The organism is Curtobacterium sp. 9128 (genome assembly GCF_007673775.1).
In the GTDB taxonomy this organism is placed as follows: domain Bacteria; phylum Actinomycetota; class Actinomycetes; order Actinomycetales; family Microbacteriaceae; genus Curtobacterium.
The window spans coordinates 181,718-198,534 of the sequence record NZ_VEAF01000005.1; the positions used below are offsets into that span (position 1 = coordinate 181,718).

The window sequence follows — 16,817 nt, forward strand, 5'->3', positions numbered from 1 at the left end:
TGGCGAGGGTGGATGTGGTCAGTCCCCGGCAGCGGCGCGGCGGGCGGCGTTCTGGCGGTCGAGCTGTCCGCCCTTGACGACGCAGAACACCCACAACACGAGGAACACCAGGCCCACGACGAACATGAACGGTTCGATGAAGCCGGTGGCGAGGATGGCCGCCTGGAGCAGCCACCCGAACCATACACCGGCCCGTGACCCGGTCAGGCGCGACGCGAGCGCCAGGACGATCATCGCTCCGATGCCGCCGCCGAACGCCCAACCGGGGGCGAGCGTGTGCTTGCCGAAGACGACGAGCATCGGGAAGAAGAACATGATCGCCTCGAGGACCAGGGCGATCGAGGTCAGGCTCTCCTGCGCGCCGCGCTCACGTCGCGCTCGGCGGGTCCTCGGGGTCCGTCCCGGCCTGGAGGCTCGGTTCGCGTCCGTCACTTCGTCTCACCCTCTCGGTGCACCAGGTCCATGACCGCGCCCACCATGACGATGGACCCCGCGACGAGCACCATGGCGTCCTCGGCGTCCGCCTCGTCCGCCAGGTCACGCGCCTCCTGCAGCGCCTGGGCGAGCGACGGCTCGACCACCACGCGCTCGTCGCCGACCTCGTCGACGACGACCCGGGCGAAGGCGTCCGCGTCGAGCGCCCGCTCCCCCGGCGGCTGCGTCACGACGAACGTCGCGACGGTGTCCTTGAGCGCCCGCACGAAGCCGCGGGTGTCCTTGTCGGCGAGGATGCCGACGACCCCGACGACGTGCTCGGAGGGGAACGCGACGGGCAGCGCCTCCGCCAGCGCCTTCGCACCGTGGGGGTTGTGGGCGGCGTCGACCACCACGCGCGGGTCCTGGGCGATGGGCTGCAGTCGGCCGGGGCTCGTGGCTCCCGCGAGGCCCTCGCTCAGGACGTCCTCGTCGAGGGGCTGCGTCCCACGACCGATGAACGACTCGACCGCGGCGATCGCGACCGCGGCGTTGTGGGCCTGGTACGCACCGTGCAGCGGCACGAACAGGTCGTCGTAGCGGCCGGCGACCCCCTGCACGGTGACGAGCTGACCGCCCACCGCCGGCGTGACGTCGACGACCCGGAAGCCGTCCCCCTCGACCGCGAGCGTGGACTCGGTGAGTTCGGCGGCGCGCTCGAGCTCCGCGAGCGCCTCCGGGACCTGCGCACTCGACACGACGGCCGAGGACGGCTTGACGATCCCGGACTTGGTGCGGGCGATCTCGGCGACGGTGTTGCCGAGCTGCTTGGCGTGGTCGATCGCGATCGGGGTGAACACCTGCACCTGGCTCTGCACGACGTTGGTGGAGTCCCACTCGCCGCCCATGCCGACCTCGATCACGGCGACGTCGACCGGCGCCTCGGCGAAGCACGCCAGGGCGAGGACGGTGAGCGCCTCGAAGAACGTCAGCGGGAGCTCGCCCTTCGCGGTGAGCTCGGCGTCGGTCATCTCGAGGATCGGGGTGATGTCGTCCCAGTTCTCCACGAAGCGGTCGGGGGCGATCGGGGCGCCGTCGACGACGATGCGCTCCCGGATCGACACCAGGTGCGGGCTCGTCATGAGCCCGGTCCGCAGCCCGTGGGCGCGGACGATGCTCTCCGTCATCCGGGCCGTCGAGGTCTTGCCGTTCGTCCCCGTGATGTGGATCACCGGGTAGGCCAGGTGCGGGTCGCCGAGGAGCTCGACGGCGCGACGCGTCGCGGTCAGTCGGCGCTCCGGGGCCTGTTCGCCGATGCGGGCGTACAGGGCCGCCTCGACGCGTCGGACCTCGTCGTCGTCCCCGCCGTACGGGACCGCCTCGATCGGGTCGGTGTCGGCGGGCGGTCCGACCGGGATCGCGATGCCGTCGGCGTCGTACCCGTCCGTCGGGCGGTCGTCGTCGTGCTCGTTGCTGTCGCTCATGCGCGTGTCACCTCCACGGACACCGTCGCCGCGTCGCCGACGGCGGTGCCCTCGTCCTTGCCGAACGTCCGCTCCGTCACGTGGACGGTGGTCGCGAGGGTCTCCCCCGCGATGAGTTCCCGGTGGGTGCCGATCGCCGCTGCTGCCGCGCTGTCGGCGCCGAGGGTCAGCACGATGCGGTCGCTGACGTCGAGGTCGGCGTCGCGACGGGCCTGCTGCACGGCGCGGACGACGTCGCGTGCGAGTCCCTCGGCCTCGAGCTCGGGAGTGGTCTCGGTGTCGAGCACCACGAAGCCGCCGTCGTCGAGGAAGGCCACCGCGCGCGCGGCGTCGGCGACGGTGAGGTCGAGCGTGTACTCGCCCTCGACCAGGTCGACGCCACCGACCCTCACGCCGGTCTCCGTCGCCACCCAGTCGCCCTGCTTGGCGGCCGGGATGACCTGCTGCACCTGCTTGCCGATGCGGGGACCGGCGGCGCGGGCGTTCACGGTGAGCTTCCGCTCGATGCCGTACTGGGCGAGGGACTCCTCGGCCTGGGACTCGAGGACGACCCGCTTGACGTTGAGCTCGTCGCGGAGGATGTCCGCGAACGGCTCGACCGACGCGGGGTCCGGTACGACGAGCGTGAGCGTCGCGAGCGGCAGCCGGACGCGCCTGCCCGTCGCCTTGCGGAGTGCGAGGCCCTTCGACGCGACGTCCCGCACGCGGTCCATTGCGCGCACGAGGTCGTCGTCCGCGGGGAACTCTCCCGGCTCGGGCCAGTCGGTCAGGTGCACGCTGCGACCACCGGTCAGGCCCTTCCAGATCTCCTCGGACACCAGGGGCGCGAGCGGCGCGGCCACCCGGGCGAGCGTCTCGAGCACGGTGTACAGCGTGTCGAACGCGGCCCGTGCTGCGTCGCTCGACGCGGCGCCGAGCCAGAACTTGTCCCGCGATCGGCGGACGTACCAGTTCGTGAGCACGTCGGCGAAGTCGCGGATGGCCTGCGCGGCGAGCGGGGTGTCGAGCGCGTCGAGGTGCGCGGTCACGTCGGTGACGAGCACACGGGTCTTCGCGAGGAGGTAGCGGTCGAGGACGTCCGTGCTCGTGGTGCTGCGCGACGCCTGGTACCCCTCGTCGCCCGACGCGTTCGCGTACAGGGTGAAGAAGTAGTACGTCGACCAGAACGGCAGCAGGAACTCGCGGACGCCCTGCCGGATCCCCTCTTCCGTGACCACGAGGTTGCCGCCGCGGATCACCGACGAGGACATCAGGAACCAGCGCATCGCGTCGGCGCCGTCGCGGTCGAACACCTCGGACACGTCCGGGTAGTTCCGCAGGCTCTTGGACATCTTCTGGCCGTCGGAGCCGAGCACGATGCCGTGGCTGACGACGTTGGTGAACGCCGGCCGGTCGAACAGCGCCGTCGACAGCGCGTGCATGACGTAGAACCAGCCGCGGGTCTGCCCGATGTACTCGACGATGAAGTCGGCCGGGTTGTGGGTGTCGAACCACTCGCGGTTCTCGAAGGGGTAGTGCACCTGCGCGTACGGCATCGACCCGGAGTCGAACCACACGTCGAACACGTCGGTGATGCGGCGCATCGTCGACTGCCCCGTGGGGTCGTCGGGGTTCGGGCGGGTCAGCTCGTCGATGAACGGGCGGTGCAGGTCGACCTCGCCCTCGGCGCCCCGGGGCAGGCGACCGAAGTCGCGCTCGAGCTCCTCGAGCGAGCCGTACACGTCCTGTCGCGGGTGCTCGGGGTCGTCGGAGACCCAGACCGGGATCGGCGTGCCGAAGTAGCGGTTGCGGGACACCGACCAGTCGATCGCGTTCCCGACCCACTTGCCGAACTGTCCGTCCTTGACGTTGTCCGGCACCCAGTTGATGTCCTGGTTGAGCTCGCCCATGCGGTCGCGGAACTCGGTGACACGGACGAACCAGCTCGACACCGCCTTGTAGATCAGGGGCTTGCGGCAGCGCCAGCAGTGCGGGTAGCTGTGCTCGTAGGACGCCTGGCGCAGCAGACGCCCGGCGTCACGGACGGCCTTGGTGAGCGGCTTGTTCGCGTCCGACCACAGCATCCCCGCGACCTCGCCGAAGCGGGAGGTGAAGACGCCGCCCTCGTCGAGGGAGAGCACGACGGGGATGCCGGCGGCCTCGCACACCTGCTGGTCGTCGGCGCCGTAGGCCGGGGCCTGGTGCACGATGCCGGTGCCCTCACCGGTCTCGACGTACTCGGCGACGAGGATGCGCCACGCGTTCTCGTAGCCCTCCTGGTCGGCGAGGAAGTCGAACAGGCGCTCGTACGCGACGCCGTCGAGCTCGCTGCCCTGGAGTTCACGGCTGACGGCTGCGACAGCGGCCTCGGCGGACTCGTAGCCGAGCTCCTTCGCGTGCGCACCCACGGTGTCGGACGCGAGGAGGTACGAGACGGAACCGGCGTCGGCGCCGTCAGCCGAGCCTCCCGGCCCTGCGGGGACGACCGCGTAGGCGATGTCGGGACCGACGGCGAGCGCCGCGTTCGTCGGCAGCGTCCACGGGGTCGTCGTCCATGCGAGCGCCCGCACCCCGTCCAGGCCGAGCTCGGTCGCGCGGTCGCCGTGCAGCGGGAAGGACACCGTCACCGACTGGTCCTGGCGCATCTGGTAGACGTCGTCGTCCATCCGCAGCTCGTGGTTGGACAGCGGGGTCTGGTCGTTCCAGCAGTACGGCAGGACGCGGAAGCCCTCGTACGCCAGGCCCTTGTCCCAGAGCTGCTTCCACGCCCAGAGGACGCTCTCCATGTAGGTGACGTCGAGGGTCTTGTAGTCGTCGTCGAAGTCGACCCAGCGGGCCTGTCGCGTGACGTACTGCTGCCACTCGTCGGTGTACTGCAGCACGGACTTCTTCGCGGCGGCGTTGAAGACGTCGATGCCCATCGCGTCGATCTCGTGCTTCTCGGTGATGCCGAGCTGGCGCATCGCCTCGAGCTCGGCGGGGAGGCCGTGCGTGTCCCACCCGAAGCGGCGGTGCACCTGCTTGCCGCGCATGGTCTGGTAGCGCGGGAAGACGTCCTTGGCGTACCCGGTCAGCAGGTGCCCGTAGTGCGGCAGGCCGTTCGCGAACGGCGGGCCGTCGTAGAAGACCCACTCGTCGCACCCGTCGCGCTGGTCGATCGACGCGCGGAAGGTGTCGTCGCCCTTCCAGAAGGCGAGGATGCCCTGCTCGACGGCGGGGAAGCTCGGGGACGGCGAGACGCCGGCAGCGGCGTCGTCATCGCGGTTCAGTGGGTATCGCACCGGTTGCTCCTGTGGGTTCGGTTCGTCTCCACGAGGACGGAGCACGGCTCCGCGGTACCACCTCGCTTGCCGTGCGAGATCCGCACGGCCGCTCGTCGTCGGGGATGGTGACGGTCCCGAACCCGCCCGGTTCTAGTGACGACCCGCTCGGCGAGCGTGCCGCGTTCTTCCGGAAGCTCCCCGGTGATGGCCGGATCGACGCTCTTGCTGCCCGAGTTTACCCGAGCGGAGCATGCTGGAGTGATGCCCTCCTCAGAATCACAGGACCGCCCCGAGTCGTTGCTCACCGTCGTCATCGCGTTCGGGGCGAACCTGCTCGTCGCGATCGCGAAGACGGTCGCCTCGCTGCTGTCCGGGTCGGCGTCGATGGTGGCCGAGGCCGCGCACTCGTGGGCGGACACCGGCAACGAGGTCTTCCTGCTCGTCGCCGAACGGCGCGGCGGCCGGAAGCGGGACACGGCCCACCCGCTCGGGTACGGCCGCGAGACCTACATCTGGTCGATGTTCGCCGCGTTCGGGCTCTTCACCGCCGGCGCCATCGTGTCCATCTACCACGGCATCTCGGAGCTCGGGGAGACCGGTCCCGCCGAGGACGTCCTGCTCAACTACGTCGTGCTCGCGGTGTCGTTCTGCCTGGAGGGCACGAGCTTCCTGCAGGCGTACCGGCAGGCGCACGGGGCGGCGACGAAGCGGAAGGTCCCGGTGCTCCGGCACGTGCTGCAGTCGTCGAACCCGACGCTCCGCGCGGTGTTCGCCGAGGACGCGGCGGCCCTCGTCGGCCTGGTCGTGGCGTTCCTCGGCGTGCTCCTGCACCAGATCACCGGCCTGGCGGTCTTCGACGCCGTCGGCTCCATCCTCATCGGGGTGCTGCTCGGGGTCGTGGCGATCGTCCTCATCGACCGCAACCGGCGCTTCCTGCTCGGGGAGAGCACGTCACCGGAGCTCGAGGACGCCGTGCTGGTCGAGCTGCTGAAACGCGAGCAGATCGAACGGGTGACGTACCTGCACCTGGAGTTCGTCGGGCCGTCGCGGGTGTACCTCGTCGCGGCGATCGACCTGGTCGGCAACGAGGACGAGTCGCACGTGGCCGTCCGGCTGCGGGAGGTCGAGCGGTCCCTGGAGGACAGCCAGTACATCGAGGAGGCCGTCCTCACCCTGAGCCTGCCGGACGATGCGTCCCTGCACCCGACCGACACCGACGTGCCGGAGGTGGTCCGGGACGGCACCGTGGAGGACGTGGCGTCGGGCGGGGCCGGGGCCCTCCGAGCCGACTGAGACGGGCGAGCGCGTGGGGTGTCGCTCAGCGCGGAGCGGCGCCGCCTGACACCGGAGATCCGCCTGACCCCGGAGATCCGCCTGACCCCGGAGACCCACCCGACCCGCCCGGCGCGCCCGTGTCCAACCCGGCCGCCACCGGCCCGAGCGCTGCGGCCACGTACTCCACGAGCGGTCGCCGTCCGACGCCCTCCGCCACCCAGACCCCGAACGCCGCAGCAGCCGCCCCGAGCATCGCGCCCGCGACCGTCTGCGGCCACAGCGCCCGCGCGTCGGAGTCGGTACGGCGTGCCACGAACGCGGCGACGGCGCCGTGCTGCGCCAGCACCCGGGCGGCCACGCTCGAGACGAGCTCCGCCCCGATGCCCATCACCTCGGCCTGCGCGACCGCCCACGGCACCCGCTCTGGGTCGTGCGCGCGGGCGGCGGCGAGGAGCGCGTGCTCGACGGCCCGGACCGCCGACCCCTCGGGCGCGGCGGCCAGCAGCGCGGGCAGCGCCCCGACGGCGGCGTCGAGCTCGAGCCACATCACGTCGGACTTCGCCGGGAAGTAGTTGAAGAACGTCGCGCGGCTCACCCCCGCGCGGGCGGCGATCTGGTCCACGGTGGTGCGGCCGTACCCCTGCTCCAGGAACAGCTCGGCGGCGGCGTCCGCGAGCACCTCGGCGCTCGAGCGTCGGGGCCGTCCCCCGCGGCGGATGGGTGCGTCCATGCACCCCATTGAACCGCTAGACTCGACCAGCCATGATCTTGGACCGAGTACAGAAACGCCGCGCCTGTGTCGCGGGCAGCATCGCCGGCGCGACGGCGCTCCTCGTCACCCTCGCGGCGTGCACCGGCAGCGGCCCGAGTTCCGCGTCGAGCACCCCGCAGTCCGGCGGCACGCTCACCTATGCCTCCGGGGACGCCGAGCCGACCTGCCTCGACCCGCACGTCGGCGGCAACTACCCGCAGGCACTCCTCGCGAGCCAGTACATCGAGGAACTCGTCGGGCTCCACGACGGCAAGCCGACGCCGTCCCTGGCGACGAAGTGGGCCACGAGCGACGACGGCAAGACGCTCACGTTCACACTCCGTGACGGCGTGCACTTCACCGACGGCACCCCGTTCGACGCCGCCGCCGTGGTCCGCAACATCGAGCACGTGCAGGACCCGGCCACGGCGTCGAGCACGGGATACCTCGCCCTGCAGTCCATCGAGAAGGCCACCGCGACCGACGACCACACCGTCACGCTGGCACTCAGCCGTCCGGACAGCGCCCTGCTCGAGTCGTTCTCGCAGGCCTGGGTCGGCATGGAGTCCCCGAAGGCGCTCGACCGGCCGCAGCAGACGAACTGCGAGTCGCCCGTGGGCACCGGCCCGTTCCGGATCACCGACTGGAAGCACGGCGACCGCGTCACGCTGACGAAGAACGACGACTACTGGGGTTCGACGAAGCCCCGGCTCGCCGGGCTCGACTGGCGCTTCATCCCCGACTCCACCTCCCGCTACGCGGCGCTGCAGTCCGGCCAGGTCGACGTCATCGACAACGCCCAGCCCGACCAGCTGAAGGCGGCCTCGGTGAAGGGGACGATCCGGGACCTCGACGCTCCCCGACCCGGTGCATCGAACCGGCTCGAGCTGAACTCCGGCCACGGCGTGTTCCAGGACGAGGCCGTGCGGAAGGCGTTCATCGCCGGTGCGCAGGTCGAGCCGGGCATCCGCTCCCTGTTCCTCGGCACGGCGAAGCGCTCGTACTCGGTGCTGTCGAGCGTCGAGCCCCTCGCGTACTCCGACAAGCGCCTGTTCCAGTACGACCCGGCGACGGCGAAGCGGCTCCTGGACGACGCCGGCTGGAAGGTCGGCGCGGGCGGCGTCCGTGAGAAGGACGGCCGGCAGCTGACCGTGACGTTCCCGGTGTCGACCAACCAGTCGGTCCCCGCTGAACGCAGTCTCTTCCAGCAGATCCAGGCGTCCGAAGCCGAGGTGGGCTTCACGGTCAAGCTCGAGGAACTCGACCTGTCGAGCTGGTACGCCGCCCTCGCGAAGAACCAGTACGACGTCGTGAGCGCGCCGTACACGAAGGTCGGCCCCGACGTCCTCCGGATCCTCTACGACTCCGCGAGCATCACCCCGGCACCGTCCGGCTACTTCGCGAACCTCGCCCAGCTCGACGACCCGGCCCTCGACACCCTGCTGCAGCAGGCCGCGCAGACCTCGGACAGCAGCACCCGTGCCGACCTCTACCGGCAGGCGCAGAAGACGATCCTCGAGAGCCGCACGGTGCTCCCCCTGTACGACCAGCAGAACCACTTCCTGTACCGCTCGAGCGTGCACGGCATCGAGACCACCCCGGTCTCGACGCCGTGGTTCGGCACCGCGTGGATCGACCGCTGACGCACGGAGGAGCACCGGACGCCGGACCCGGCCGCCGCGACGGTCCCGTCCCGCTGCGCTGGTCGCACTGGGTCATCCGGCGCGCGCTGGGCGGGGTCCTCGTGCTCTGGGCGGTCGCGACGGTCGTCTTCGTCGCGATCCGGCTCATCCCCGGCGACCCCGCGCTCGCGATCCTCGGCGGCCCCGGCTCGCAGGCCTCCGCGGCCGCGGTCGCCGAGGTCCGCCACGACTACGGCTTCGACCGCCCCCTCGTGGTCCAGTACGCGGTGTTCCTCGGGCGCCTCGCCTCCGGACACCTCGGCGACTCGTACGCGTTCCGCACCCCCGTGACGACGCTGCTCGCGCAGCAGCTCCCGGTCACGCTGACCCTCGCGGTCGCCGGACTCGCCGTCGCCTGGGTGCTCGCCGTCGTCGCCGCGTGGTGGTCGACGCAGCGCGGTCGGTTCGCCGCCGGCCTGACCTCGGCGATCAGCGTCACCGCGAGCGTGACCCCGCACTTCTGGCTCGGCAGCGTCCTCATCGTCGTCTTCGCGAGCTCCCTCGGGTGGTTCCCCGCCGTCAGCGACGGCACCGTGCGCGGCTGGGTCCTGCCCGTCGTGACGGTCGCCGTCCCGGTGGCCGGGTACCTCGCCGAGACGGTCCGCGACGGCGTGGTCGACGCGCAGCGGTCGGCGTTCGCACTCGCCGCGCTCGGCCGCGGGGAGACCCGCGCCGGGCTGTTCGGTCGGCACCTGCTCCGGCACGCCGCGCTGCCCGGGATCGCCCTGTCCGCCTGGGCATTCGGATCGCTCGTGTCCGGCGCGGTCGTCGTCGAGTCGGTGTTCGCGTTGCCGGGCATCGGCCGCGCCCTCGTGACCGCCGTCACCCAGCGGGACATGCCCCTCGTCGTCGGCATCGCCATGGTGTCCGCCGCCGCCTACGTCGTCGTGCTCGCGGTCGCGGACGTCGTCGAGCGGGTCGTGGACCCGCGCGGAGCCACCCGGGACGGAGCCGCACGAGGCAGGACAGCACGAAGCAGGACAGCACGGTGAGGGGCAACACGGGGCGGGACAGCACGGTGCGGGGCAGCACGGTGCGGCTCCGACCGGCCGGGGCCGTCGCCGCCGCGTTCCTCGCGGTGGCCGTGGTCGCCGCCGTGTGGCCGACGGTCCTCGGCGGCGGCGACCCGCTCGCCGTGCACCCGGCCGAGGCGCTCCTGCCCCCGGGCGCCGGGCACCTCCTCGGCACCGACGAGTCCGGACGCGACGTCCTCGCCCGGATCGTCGCCGGCACGCGCGCGAGCCTCGTCGTCGGCGTCGTCGCGACCCTCGTCGGCGGTGGCGTCGGCGTGCTGCTCGGCGTCGCGGCGGGACTCGGCGGCCGGCTCCTCGACGCCGTGATCGGACGCGTCACCGAGGTCGCCTTCGCGCTCCCCCTGCTCCTGGTCGCCCTGGTCGTCATCGCCGTGACCGGACCGGGTCCCGTCCCCGCGACGCTCGCCGTCGGGTTCGCGACCGCCCCCGGGTACGCCCGCATCGTCCGCGGGCTCGTCCGCACGGCGCGGTCGTCCCAGGTCGTCGAGACCGCCGTCCTCGCCGGCCGGTCCCCCGCCCGCATCGTCGTCCGGCACGTGCTCCCCGCGGCGCTCTGGCCGGTCGTGGCCGTCGGCACCCTCGGCATCGGCCAGGCCGTCGTCTGGGCCTCCGCGCTCAGCTACCTCGGCGTGGGGACGCCGCCACCCGCCCCGGAGTGGGGTGCGATGCTCGCCGACGGCCGCACCTACCTCACCACGGCGCCGTGGATGAGCACCTTCCCCGGTCTGGCGATCGTCGTCCTCGCGACCGCCGTCACGGTGCTCGGTCGCGCCGTCCGACGATCAGGAGCCGCCCGATGAGCGTGCTGGCCGTCGACGGGCTGTCCGTCGCGATCGGCGGTACCCCCGTGGTCCACGACGTGTCGCTCCGGGTCGAGGCAGGCGAGTGCGTCGCACTCGTCGGCGCGTCCGGCTCTGGCAAGACGGTCACCATCAGGGCGCTGCTCGGCCTCGCCGCACCCGGCTCCGTCATGCGCGCCGACCGACTCGAGGTGGCCGGCCTCGACACGCGGTCGTTCTCGGACCGGCGGTGGCGCACGGTGCGCGGTTCCCGGGTCGGCTACGTCGGCCAGGAGGCCCTCGGCGCGTTGGACCCGCTGCGCCCAGTCGGCCGCGAGGTCGGCGACGTCCTGCGGCTGCACACCGAGATGACCGCCCGTGAGCGGGCGGACGCGGTGCGCGATGCGCTCGCCGCGGTCGACCTCGATCCCGCGATCGCGGCGGACGGACGGCTCGCCGGGACGCTCTCCGGGGGCATGCGGCAGCGCGCGCTCATCGCCGCCGCGACGATCGGCGCGCCGGCCGTCGTGGTCGCCGACGAGCCGACGACCGCGCTCGACGCCGGCGTCGCCGTCCGGGTGATGGAACAGCTCCGGGCGGCGCAGCAGCGCGGTGCCGGGCTGCTCGTCGTGACGCACGACCTGGGGCTCGTCGCCGGGTGGGCCGACCGGGTGGTCGTGATGGACGGGGGCCGGGTCGTCGAGCAGGGCCCGGTCGCCGACGTCCTCCGCACGCCGAACTCCGACGTGACCCGGGCGCTCGTCGCGGCCGCCGGTCTCGGGATCGACTCGACACCGACCCGCTCCGACGACAGTGCGGCGCACGGACGCGAGACCGTGCTCGCCGCGACGGACCTGCGGAAGACGTACGACGGCGTGGAGGCCGTCGCCGGGATCTCGTTCGCCCTGCGCCGTGGGCAGGTGCTCGGCGTGGTCGGGGCGTCCGGCTCGGGGAAGACCACCCTCGTCCGGATGCTGCTCGGGCTCGCGGAGCCGGACAGCGGCACGGTCACCCTCGACGGGTCCCCGTGGGCACCGCTCCCGGAACGGCACCGACGTGGACGACGAGGACGGATGGCCGCCGTCGTGCAGGACCCCGGGGCGACGTTCGACGAACGGTGGAGCGTCGAGCGGGTGCTCGCGGACGCCATGACCGACGGCGCCGCTCGACGGGCCACCGGGGCGCTCGGGACGCGGGTCGACGCGGCGCTCCGCCAGGTCGACCTCGACCCGGTGCTGCGGGCACGGTCGCCGCTGACGCTCTCCGGCGGGCAGCGACAGCGCCTGGCGATCGCGCGGGCGTTGGCGACCACACCCGACGTGCTCGTGCTCGACGAACCGGTCACGGCGCTCGACGCGACGGTCCAGCACGCGGTCCTGGGCCTCCTCGAGCGACTGCGCGACGAGACCGGTGTGGCGATGGTCGTCGTGTCGCACGACCTGCGCGCGGTGCGGCGGATGGCCGACGACGTGCTCGTCGTGCACGACGGCGTCGCCGTCGAGCACGGTCCCGCCGACGAGGTGCTCCTCCGCCCGACGCACGCCGTCACCGCGCGGCTGGTGCGCGCCGCCGAGCAGCTGGCCTCCGGTCCGGGTCGCCCCGACCGCACGCGCTGAGCGACAGTCCACGCGCACCGCGGCGCGTGGACCGTCGCTCAGCGCGAACCCGCCGGGCCGGACGCGGCGGGCCGGTCGCGGCGGGCCGGACGGTCAGGACCCCGTCGGCGCGCGATCGGGTGCGGGGCCGTCGCCGGAGACGATCGGGATCTCGCTCGTGGAGAACTCCTTCGCCCAGTCCGACTGCGCGAACTCCGACGAGGGGTCGTTGTACTCCTCGATGATCGCGGCGGCTTCCTCCTCGCTCGTCACGGTCGGGCCGGAGCCCATCAGCGGTGTGGCCGCGGTCTCCTTGGTGAACAGCACCGCGACGAACCCGATCACGGCGGCCGCCATCAGGTAGAACGCCGGGATGTCGAGCGCCCACGGCACACCTGCGCCCTTCGCGGCGGCGACGAGCGCCTCGGTCGCGAGCGGCGTCGTGCCACCGAAGAGCGACACCGACACGTTGAACGCGATCGCCAGTGCGCCGTACCGGATGATCGTCGGGAACAGCGCCGGGAGCGTCGAGGGCATCGTCGAGGTGAACGTCACCAGCAGGACGCCGAGGATGAGCAGGCCCGCGAAGACCGACCACCCGGTGCCGGCCTGCAGGAGCTTGACGGCCGGCCAGGAGAACACGAAGAAGCCGATGCAGCCCGCGAAGAGCACCGGGCGACGGCCGAACCGGTCGGACAGCCGTCCACCGAACGTGATGACGACCATCATGATGATCATCACGATCACGATGAGGAGCAGCCCCGTCGTCGCGTTCCCGCCGAGGTTCTGCTCGAGGTAGGTCGGCATGTACGACAGCAGCATGTAGTCGGTCACGTTGAAGACCAGGACCAGGCCGATGCAGACCAGGAGCGACCGCCAGTGCTCGGCGAAGAGCCGCAGCACGGGGGTCTTCTGCTGTTCCCGCTCGGCGGCGGCCTCCTGCTGCTTCTGGAACGCCGGGGTCTCCTCGAGCTTGAGCCGCAGGTAGAGCCCGATGAGGCCGAGCGGCCCGGCGACGAGGAACGGGATGCGCCAGCCCCAGCTGAGCATCTCCGACTCCGGGAGCCAGAACTGCAGACCGGTGACGAGCGAGGCACCGAGCGCGTAGCCGGCGAGCGTGCCGAACTCCAGCCAGGAGCCCATGAACCCCCGTCGACGGTCCGGCGCGAACTCCGCGATGAACGTCGCGGCGCCGCCGTACTCACCACCGGTCGAGAAGCCCTGCAGGAGTCGGGCGAGCAGGAGCAGCACCGCTGCCCAGATGCCGATCTGGGTGAAGCCGGGCAGCAGACCGATCGCGAACGTGCCGGCGGCCATCAGGATCATCGTCAGCGCGAGGACCTTCTGCCGACCGATCCGGTCGCCGAGCGGGCCGAAGAACGCTCCACCGATGGGGCGGACCAGGAACGCCGCGGTGAACGTCGCGAACGCGGAGATCGTCGACGCGGCCGGGTTGTCCGACGGGAAGAACACCTGGCCGATGGTGGTCGCGAGGTAGGCGAACACGCCGAAGTCGAACCACTCCATCGCGTTGCCGAGTGCCGCGGCGGCGACGGCTCGCTTCAGCAGCGACTCCTCGACGACGGTGACGTCGTCCGAGGTGAGCTTGCGCCGAGCGCGCTTCGCGGCGCCCTTGGACCGGACGGGGCGGTCGCCGTGGTGGCGCCCCTCGTGCGGTGCGGTTGTGTCGTTCGGTGCCAAATCGTCCTCCGGTTGCTGTGGCTGCCTTCGGGAGTCCGACGAGCAAGCGACGTCGCGACCGCGAACGCCTGACGCTCGCCGAACAAACTCCGGAAGCCTACCAGGTCGGTTCGGCGATCTCGAAGTGGGGGTGTGGTAGCACCGGTCGAGCGATGCGGACGGGAGGTCGCCGGGCCCCGGTACGATTGGTGCACCGCGCGCGAGCGCGGACACGTCAGGCACCTCACCACGGACTCGGTGCCGCCCATACCGATCGAAAGGCGCAGCCATGTCGAAGCCCATGCCCGAGAAGCCCACAGTGGACGGTCTCGAGGACGTCTGGGGGCCCGCCTGGGAGCAGGACGGCACGTACCGGTTCGACCGCGACAGCGCGACGAAGGACGCCGTGTACTCGATCGACACCCCGCCGCCGACGGCATCCGGGTCGCTGCACATCGGGCACGTGTTCTCGTACACGCACACCGACCTCAAGGCCCGGTTCGAGCGCATGCGCGGCAAGCACGTCTTCTACCCGATGGGCTGGGACGACAACGGCCTGCCCACCGAGCGCCGCGTGCAGAACTACTACGGCGTCCGCTGCGACCCGCAGCTCCCCTACGACCCGATGTTCGTCCCGCCGTTCGAGGGCGGCGACGGCAAGTCGAGCAAGGCCGCCGACCAGGTGCCGGTGTCCCGCCGCAACTTCATCGAGCTGTGCGAGCGGCTGACCGTCGAGGACGAGCAGCAGTTCGAGCACCTGTTCCGCACGCTCGGCCTGTCGGTGGACTGGACGCAGTCGTACCGCACCATCGACGACACCTCCCGCGCGAGCGCGCAGCGGGCCTTCCTCCGCAACCTCGACCGCGGCGAGGCGTACCAGGCCGACGCCCCCACCCTGTGGGACGTCACCTTCCGCACCGCGGTGGCGCAAGCCGAGCTCGAGGACCGCGACATGCCGGGCGCGTACCACGGCATCGCGTTCCACCGCACGGACGGCGAGGGCGACGTCGTCATCCAGACCACCCGTCCCGAGCTCCTCCCCGCGTGCGTCGCCCTCGTCGCACACCCGGACGACGAGCGCTTCCAGGACCTCTTCGGCACGACCGTTCGCTCCCCGCTGTTCGACGTCGAGGTCCCGGTCCTCGCCCACCACCTCGCACAGCAGGACAAGGGCGCCGGCATCGCGATGGTCTGCACCTTCGGTGACACCACCGACGTCGTCTGGTGGCGCGAGCTGCAGCTGCCGAACCGTGCGGTGATCGGCTTCGACGGCCGGGTCCGGTCCGACGAGCCCGCCTGGATCGAGTCCGAGCGCGGTCGTGCGCTCTACGCCGAGATGGCCGGCAAGACCGTGTTCTCGGCGAAGAAGGTCGTCGTGGACGCGCTGACCGAGTCCGGTGACCTCATCGGTGAGGTGCGGACGATCCAGCACCCGGTGAAGTTCTTCGAGAAGGGCGACAAGCCGCTCGAGATCGTCTCGACCCGGCAGTGGTACATCGTCAACGGCGCGCGCGACGAGTCGCTGAAGGCGACGCTCCGGCAACGCGGCGAGGAGATCGCGTTCCACCCGGACTTCATGCGCGTCCGCTACGACAACTGGGTCGGCGGCCTCTCCGGCGACTGGCTCATCTCCCGCCAGCGCTTCTTCGGCGTGCCGCTGCCGGTCTGGTACCCGCTCGACGCCGACGGCAACCCGGTGTACGACCAGCCGATCGTCCCGTCCGAGGCGCAGCTCCCCGTCGATCCGGCCGCCGAGCCGGCCCCCGGCTTCACCGAGGACCAGCGCGGTGTCCCCGGCGGGTTCCAGGGCGAGCTCGACGTCATGGACACCTGGGCCACCTCGTCGCTCACCCCGCAGCTCGCGGGCAAGTGGGAGTCCGACCCGGCGCTGTACGACCTGGTGTACCCGTACGACGTCCGCCCGCAGGCGCAGGACATCATCCGCACCTGGCTGTTCACGACGGTGCTCCGCAGCCAGCTCGAGGCCGACACCGTGCCGTGGAAGCACGCGTCGATCTCCGGCTTCATCGTCGACCCCGACCGCAAGAAGATGTCGAAGTCCAAGGGCAACGTCGTCACCCCGCTCTCGATCCTCGAGCAGCACGGAGCCGACGCGGTGCGCTACTGGGCAGCGTCCTCGAAGCTCGGCACCGACGCGGCCTTCGACCCGCAGAACCCGAAGCAGATCAAGGTCGGCCGGCGTCTGGCGATCAAGGTCCTCAACGCGGCGAAGTTCGTCTACGGGTTCGAGCTGCCCACCGGCGCGCACGCCGTGACCGAGGCGCTCGACGTCGACATGCTCGCCGCACTCCGCACGACGGTGGAGCAGGCGACCGCGGCGTTCGAGGGCTTCGACCACGCCCGTGCCCTCGAGGTCACCGAGCGCTTCTTCTGGACGTTCTGCGACGACTACCTCGAGCTGGTCAAGGAGCGTGCCTACGGCACCGCACCGGACGCGACCCACGAGACCCAGGCGAGCGCCGTCCTGGCGCTCCGCGCCGCGATCGACGTGCAGCTCCGTCTGCTCGCGCCGTTCCTGCCCTTCGCCACGGAGGAGGTCTGGGCCTGGACCCACGACACCAGCGTGCACCGGGCCTCCTGGCCGACCGTCGCCGACCTGCCGGTCGACGCGGCCGAGACCGGACTCCTCGCCGCCGTCGGGCAGGCCCTCATCGGCATCCGCGGCGCGAAGACCGCTGCGAAGGCGTCCCAGAAGACGCCGGTGACCCGCGCGGTCGTGGCTGCGCCCGCCGAGACGCGCGCGCTCGTCGAGCGCGCGGCGGTCGACCTGGCGGCCGTCGGCCGCATCCAGGACCTGTCGTTCGTGGACGGGCCGGAGCTCGCCGTCACCGAGATCGAGCTGGCCGAGCAGCCCGCCTAG

11 protein-coding genes are annotated in these 16,817 nt (G+C 71.9%); 6 read left to right on the forward strand and 5 right to left on the reverse strand.

What is annotated here, in order from left to right; all coding sequences use genetic code 11:
- Window positions 1–18: 18 nt before the first annotated feature.
- Genes FS641_RS12300 through ileS form a run of 3 tightly spaced genes read right to left on the reverse strand, consistent with a single transcriptional unit; the run spans window position 19 to window position 5,158 of the window.
- A complete protein-coding gene (locus FS641_RS12300) occupies window positions 19–432 on the reverse strand; it encodes a DUF4233 domain-containing protein (RefSeq protein WP_144764197.1) in 414 nt (137 codons plus the stop codon).
- On the reverse strand, window positions 429–1,898 hold the full coding sequence (locus FS641_RS12305; RefSeq protein WP_144764199.1) for a folylpolyglutamate synthase/dihydrofolate synthase family protein: 1,470 nt from the start codon (window positions 1,896–1,898) through the stop codon (window positions 429–431). Before FS641_RS12305 ends, FS641_RS12300 begins: the two co-directional genes overlap by 4 nt.
- Window positions 1,895–5,158 carry an isoleucine--tRNA ligase gene (gene ileS, locus FS641_RS12310; RefSeq protein WP_144764201.1) on the reverse strand — a complete coding sequence of 1,088 codons (3,264 nt, stop codon included), beginning with the start codon at window positions 5,156–5,158 and terminating at the stop codon, window positions 1,895–1,897. Before ileS ends, FS641_RS12305 begins: the two co-directional genes overlap by 4 nt.
- Before the next feature lie 243 nt (window positions 5,159–5,401).
- On the opposite strand from ileS, the gene FS641_RS12315 reads away from it, so the two are divergent.
- Entirely contained in the window at window positions 5,402–6,433 is a 1,032-nt protein-coding gene (locus FS641_RS12315; protein WP_144764203.1) for a cation diffusion facilitator family transporter, read from the forward strand.
- Window positions 6,434–6,458: 25 nt separating this feature from the next.
- Here FS641_RS12315 and FS641_RS12320 read toward each other — a convergent pair whose 3' ends face one another.
- Window positions 6,459–7,145 carry a TetR family transcriptional regulator gene (locus tag FS641_RS12320; protein WP_186317737.1) on the reverse strand — a complete coding sequence of 229 codons (687 nt, stop codon included), beginning with the start codon at window positions 7,143–7,145 and terminating at the stop codon, window positions 6,459–6,461.
- Between the two features lie 32 nt (window positions 7,146–7,177).
- Here FS641_RS12320 and FS641_RS12325 point away from each other — a divergent pair, with 32 nt between their 5' ends.
- From FS641_RS12325 to FS641_RS12340, 4 genes are read left to right on the forward strand one after another with little or no spacing between them, the layout of a single operon-like run.
- Window positions 7,178–8,809 carry an ABC transporter substrate-binding protein gene (locus tag FS641_RS12325; protein WP_144764208.1) on the forward strand — a complete coding sequence of 544 codons (1,632 nt, stop codon included), beginning with the start codon at window positions 7,178–7,180 and terminating at the stop codon, window positions 8,807–8,809.
- Window positions 8,794–9,840 (forward strand): ABC transporter permease, encoded by a 1,047-nt coding sequence (locus FS641_RS12330; protein ID WP_313957800.1) that lies wholly within the window; start codon window positions 8,794–8,796, stop codon window positions 9,838–9,840. Before FS641_RS12325 ends, FS641_RS12330 begins: the two co-directional genes overlap by 16 nt.
- A complete protein-coding gene (locus FS641_RS12335) occupies window positions 9,837–10,682 on the forward strand; it encodes an ABC transporter permease (protein WP_144764210.1) in 846 nt (281 codons plus the stop codon). Before FS641_RS12330 ends, FS641_RS12335 begins: the two co-directional genes overlap by 4 nt.
- Window positions 10,679–12,277, forward strand: a complete 1,599-nt coding sequence (locus FS641_RS12340) for an ABC transporter ATP-binding protein (RefSeq protein WP_144764212.1) — start codon at window positions 10,679–10,681, stop codon at window positions 12,275–12,277. The genes FS641_RS12335 and FS641_RS12340 overlap by 4 nt, the downstream gene beginning before the upstream one ends.
- A 93-nt stretch (window positions 12,278–12,370) precedes the next feature.
- On the opposite strand, the gene proP is transcribed toward FS641_RS12340, so the two are convergent.
- Window positions 12,371–13,957, reverse strand: a complete 1,587-nt coding sequence (gene proP / locus FS641_RS12345; protein WP_144764214.1) for a glycine betaine/L-proline transporter ProP — start codon at window positions 13,955–13,957, stop codon at window positions 12,371–12,373.
- Window positions 13,958–14,225: 268 nt separating this feature from the next.
- Here proP and valS point away from each other — a divergent pair, with 268 nt between their 5' ends.
- The gene (gene valS / locus FS641_RS12350; protein ID WP_144764216.1) at window positions 14,226–16,817 is read left to right on the forward strand and encodes a valine--tRNA ligase; all 2,592 of its coding nucleotides are present in this window, start codon (window positions 14,226–14,228) and stop codon (window positions 16,815–16,817) included.

Bases quoted from the DNA above. Each gene is read 5' to 3' on its own strand.
- valS (WP_144764216.1), top strand. From the start codon at position 14,226: ATGTCGAAGCCCATGCCCGAGAAGCCCACAGTGGACGGTCTCGAGGAC.
- FS641_RS12320 (WP_186317737.1), bottom strand. From the start codon at position 7,145: ATGGACGCACCCATCCGCCGCGGGGGACGGCCCCGACGCTCGAGCGCC.
- FS641_RS12305 (WP_144764199.1), bottom strand. From the start codon at position 1,898: ATGAGCGACAGCAACGAGCACGACGACGACCGCCCGACGGACGGGTAC.
- FS641_RS12315 (WP_144764203.1), top strand. From the start codon at position 5,402: ATGCCCTCCTCAGAATCACAGGACCGCCCCGAGTCGTTGCTCACCGTC.
- FS641_RS12325 (WP_144764208.1), top strand. From the start codon at position 7,178: ATGATCTTGGACCGAGTACAGAAACGCCGCGCCTGTGTCGCGGGCAGC.
- FS641_RS12340 (WP_144764212.1), top strand. From the start codon at position 10,679: ATGAGCGTGCTGGCCGTCGACGGGCTGTCCGTCGCGATCGGCGGTACC.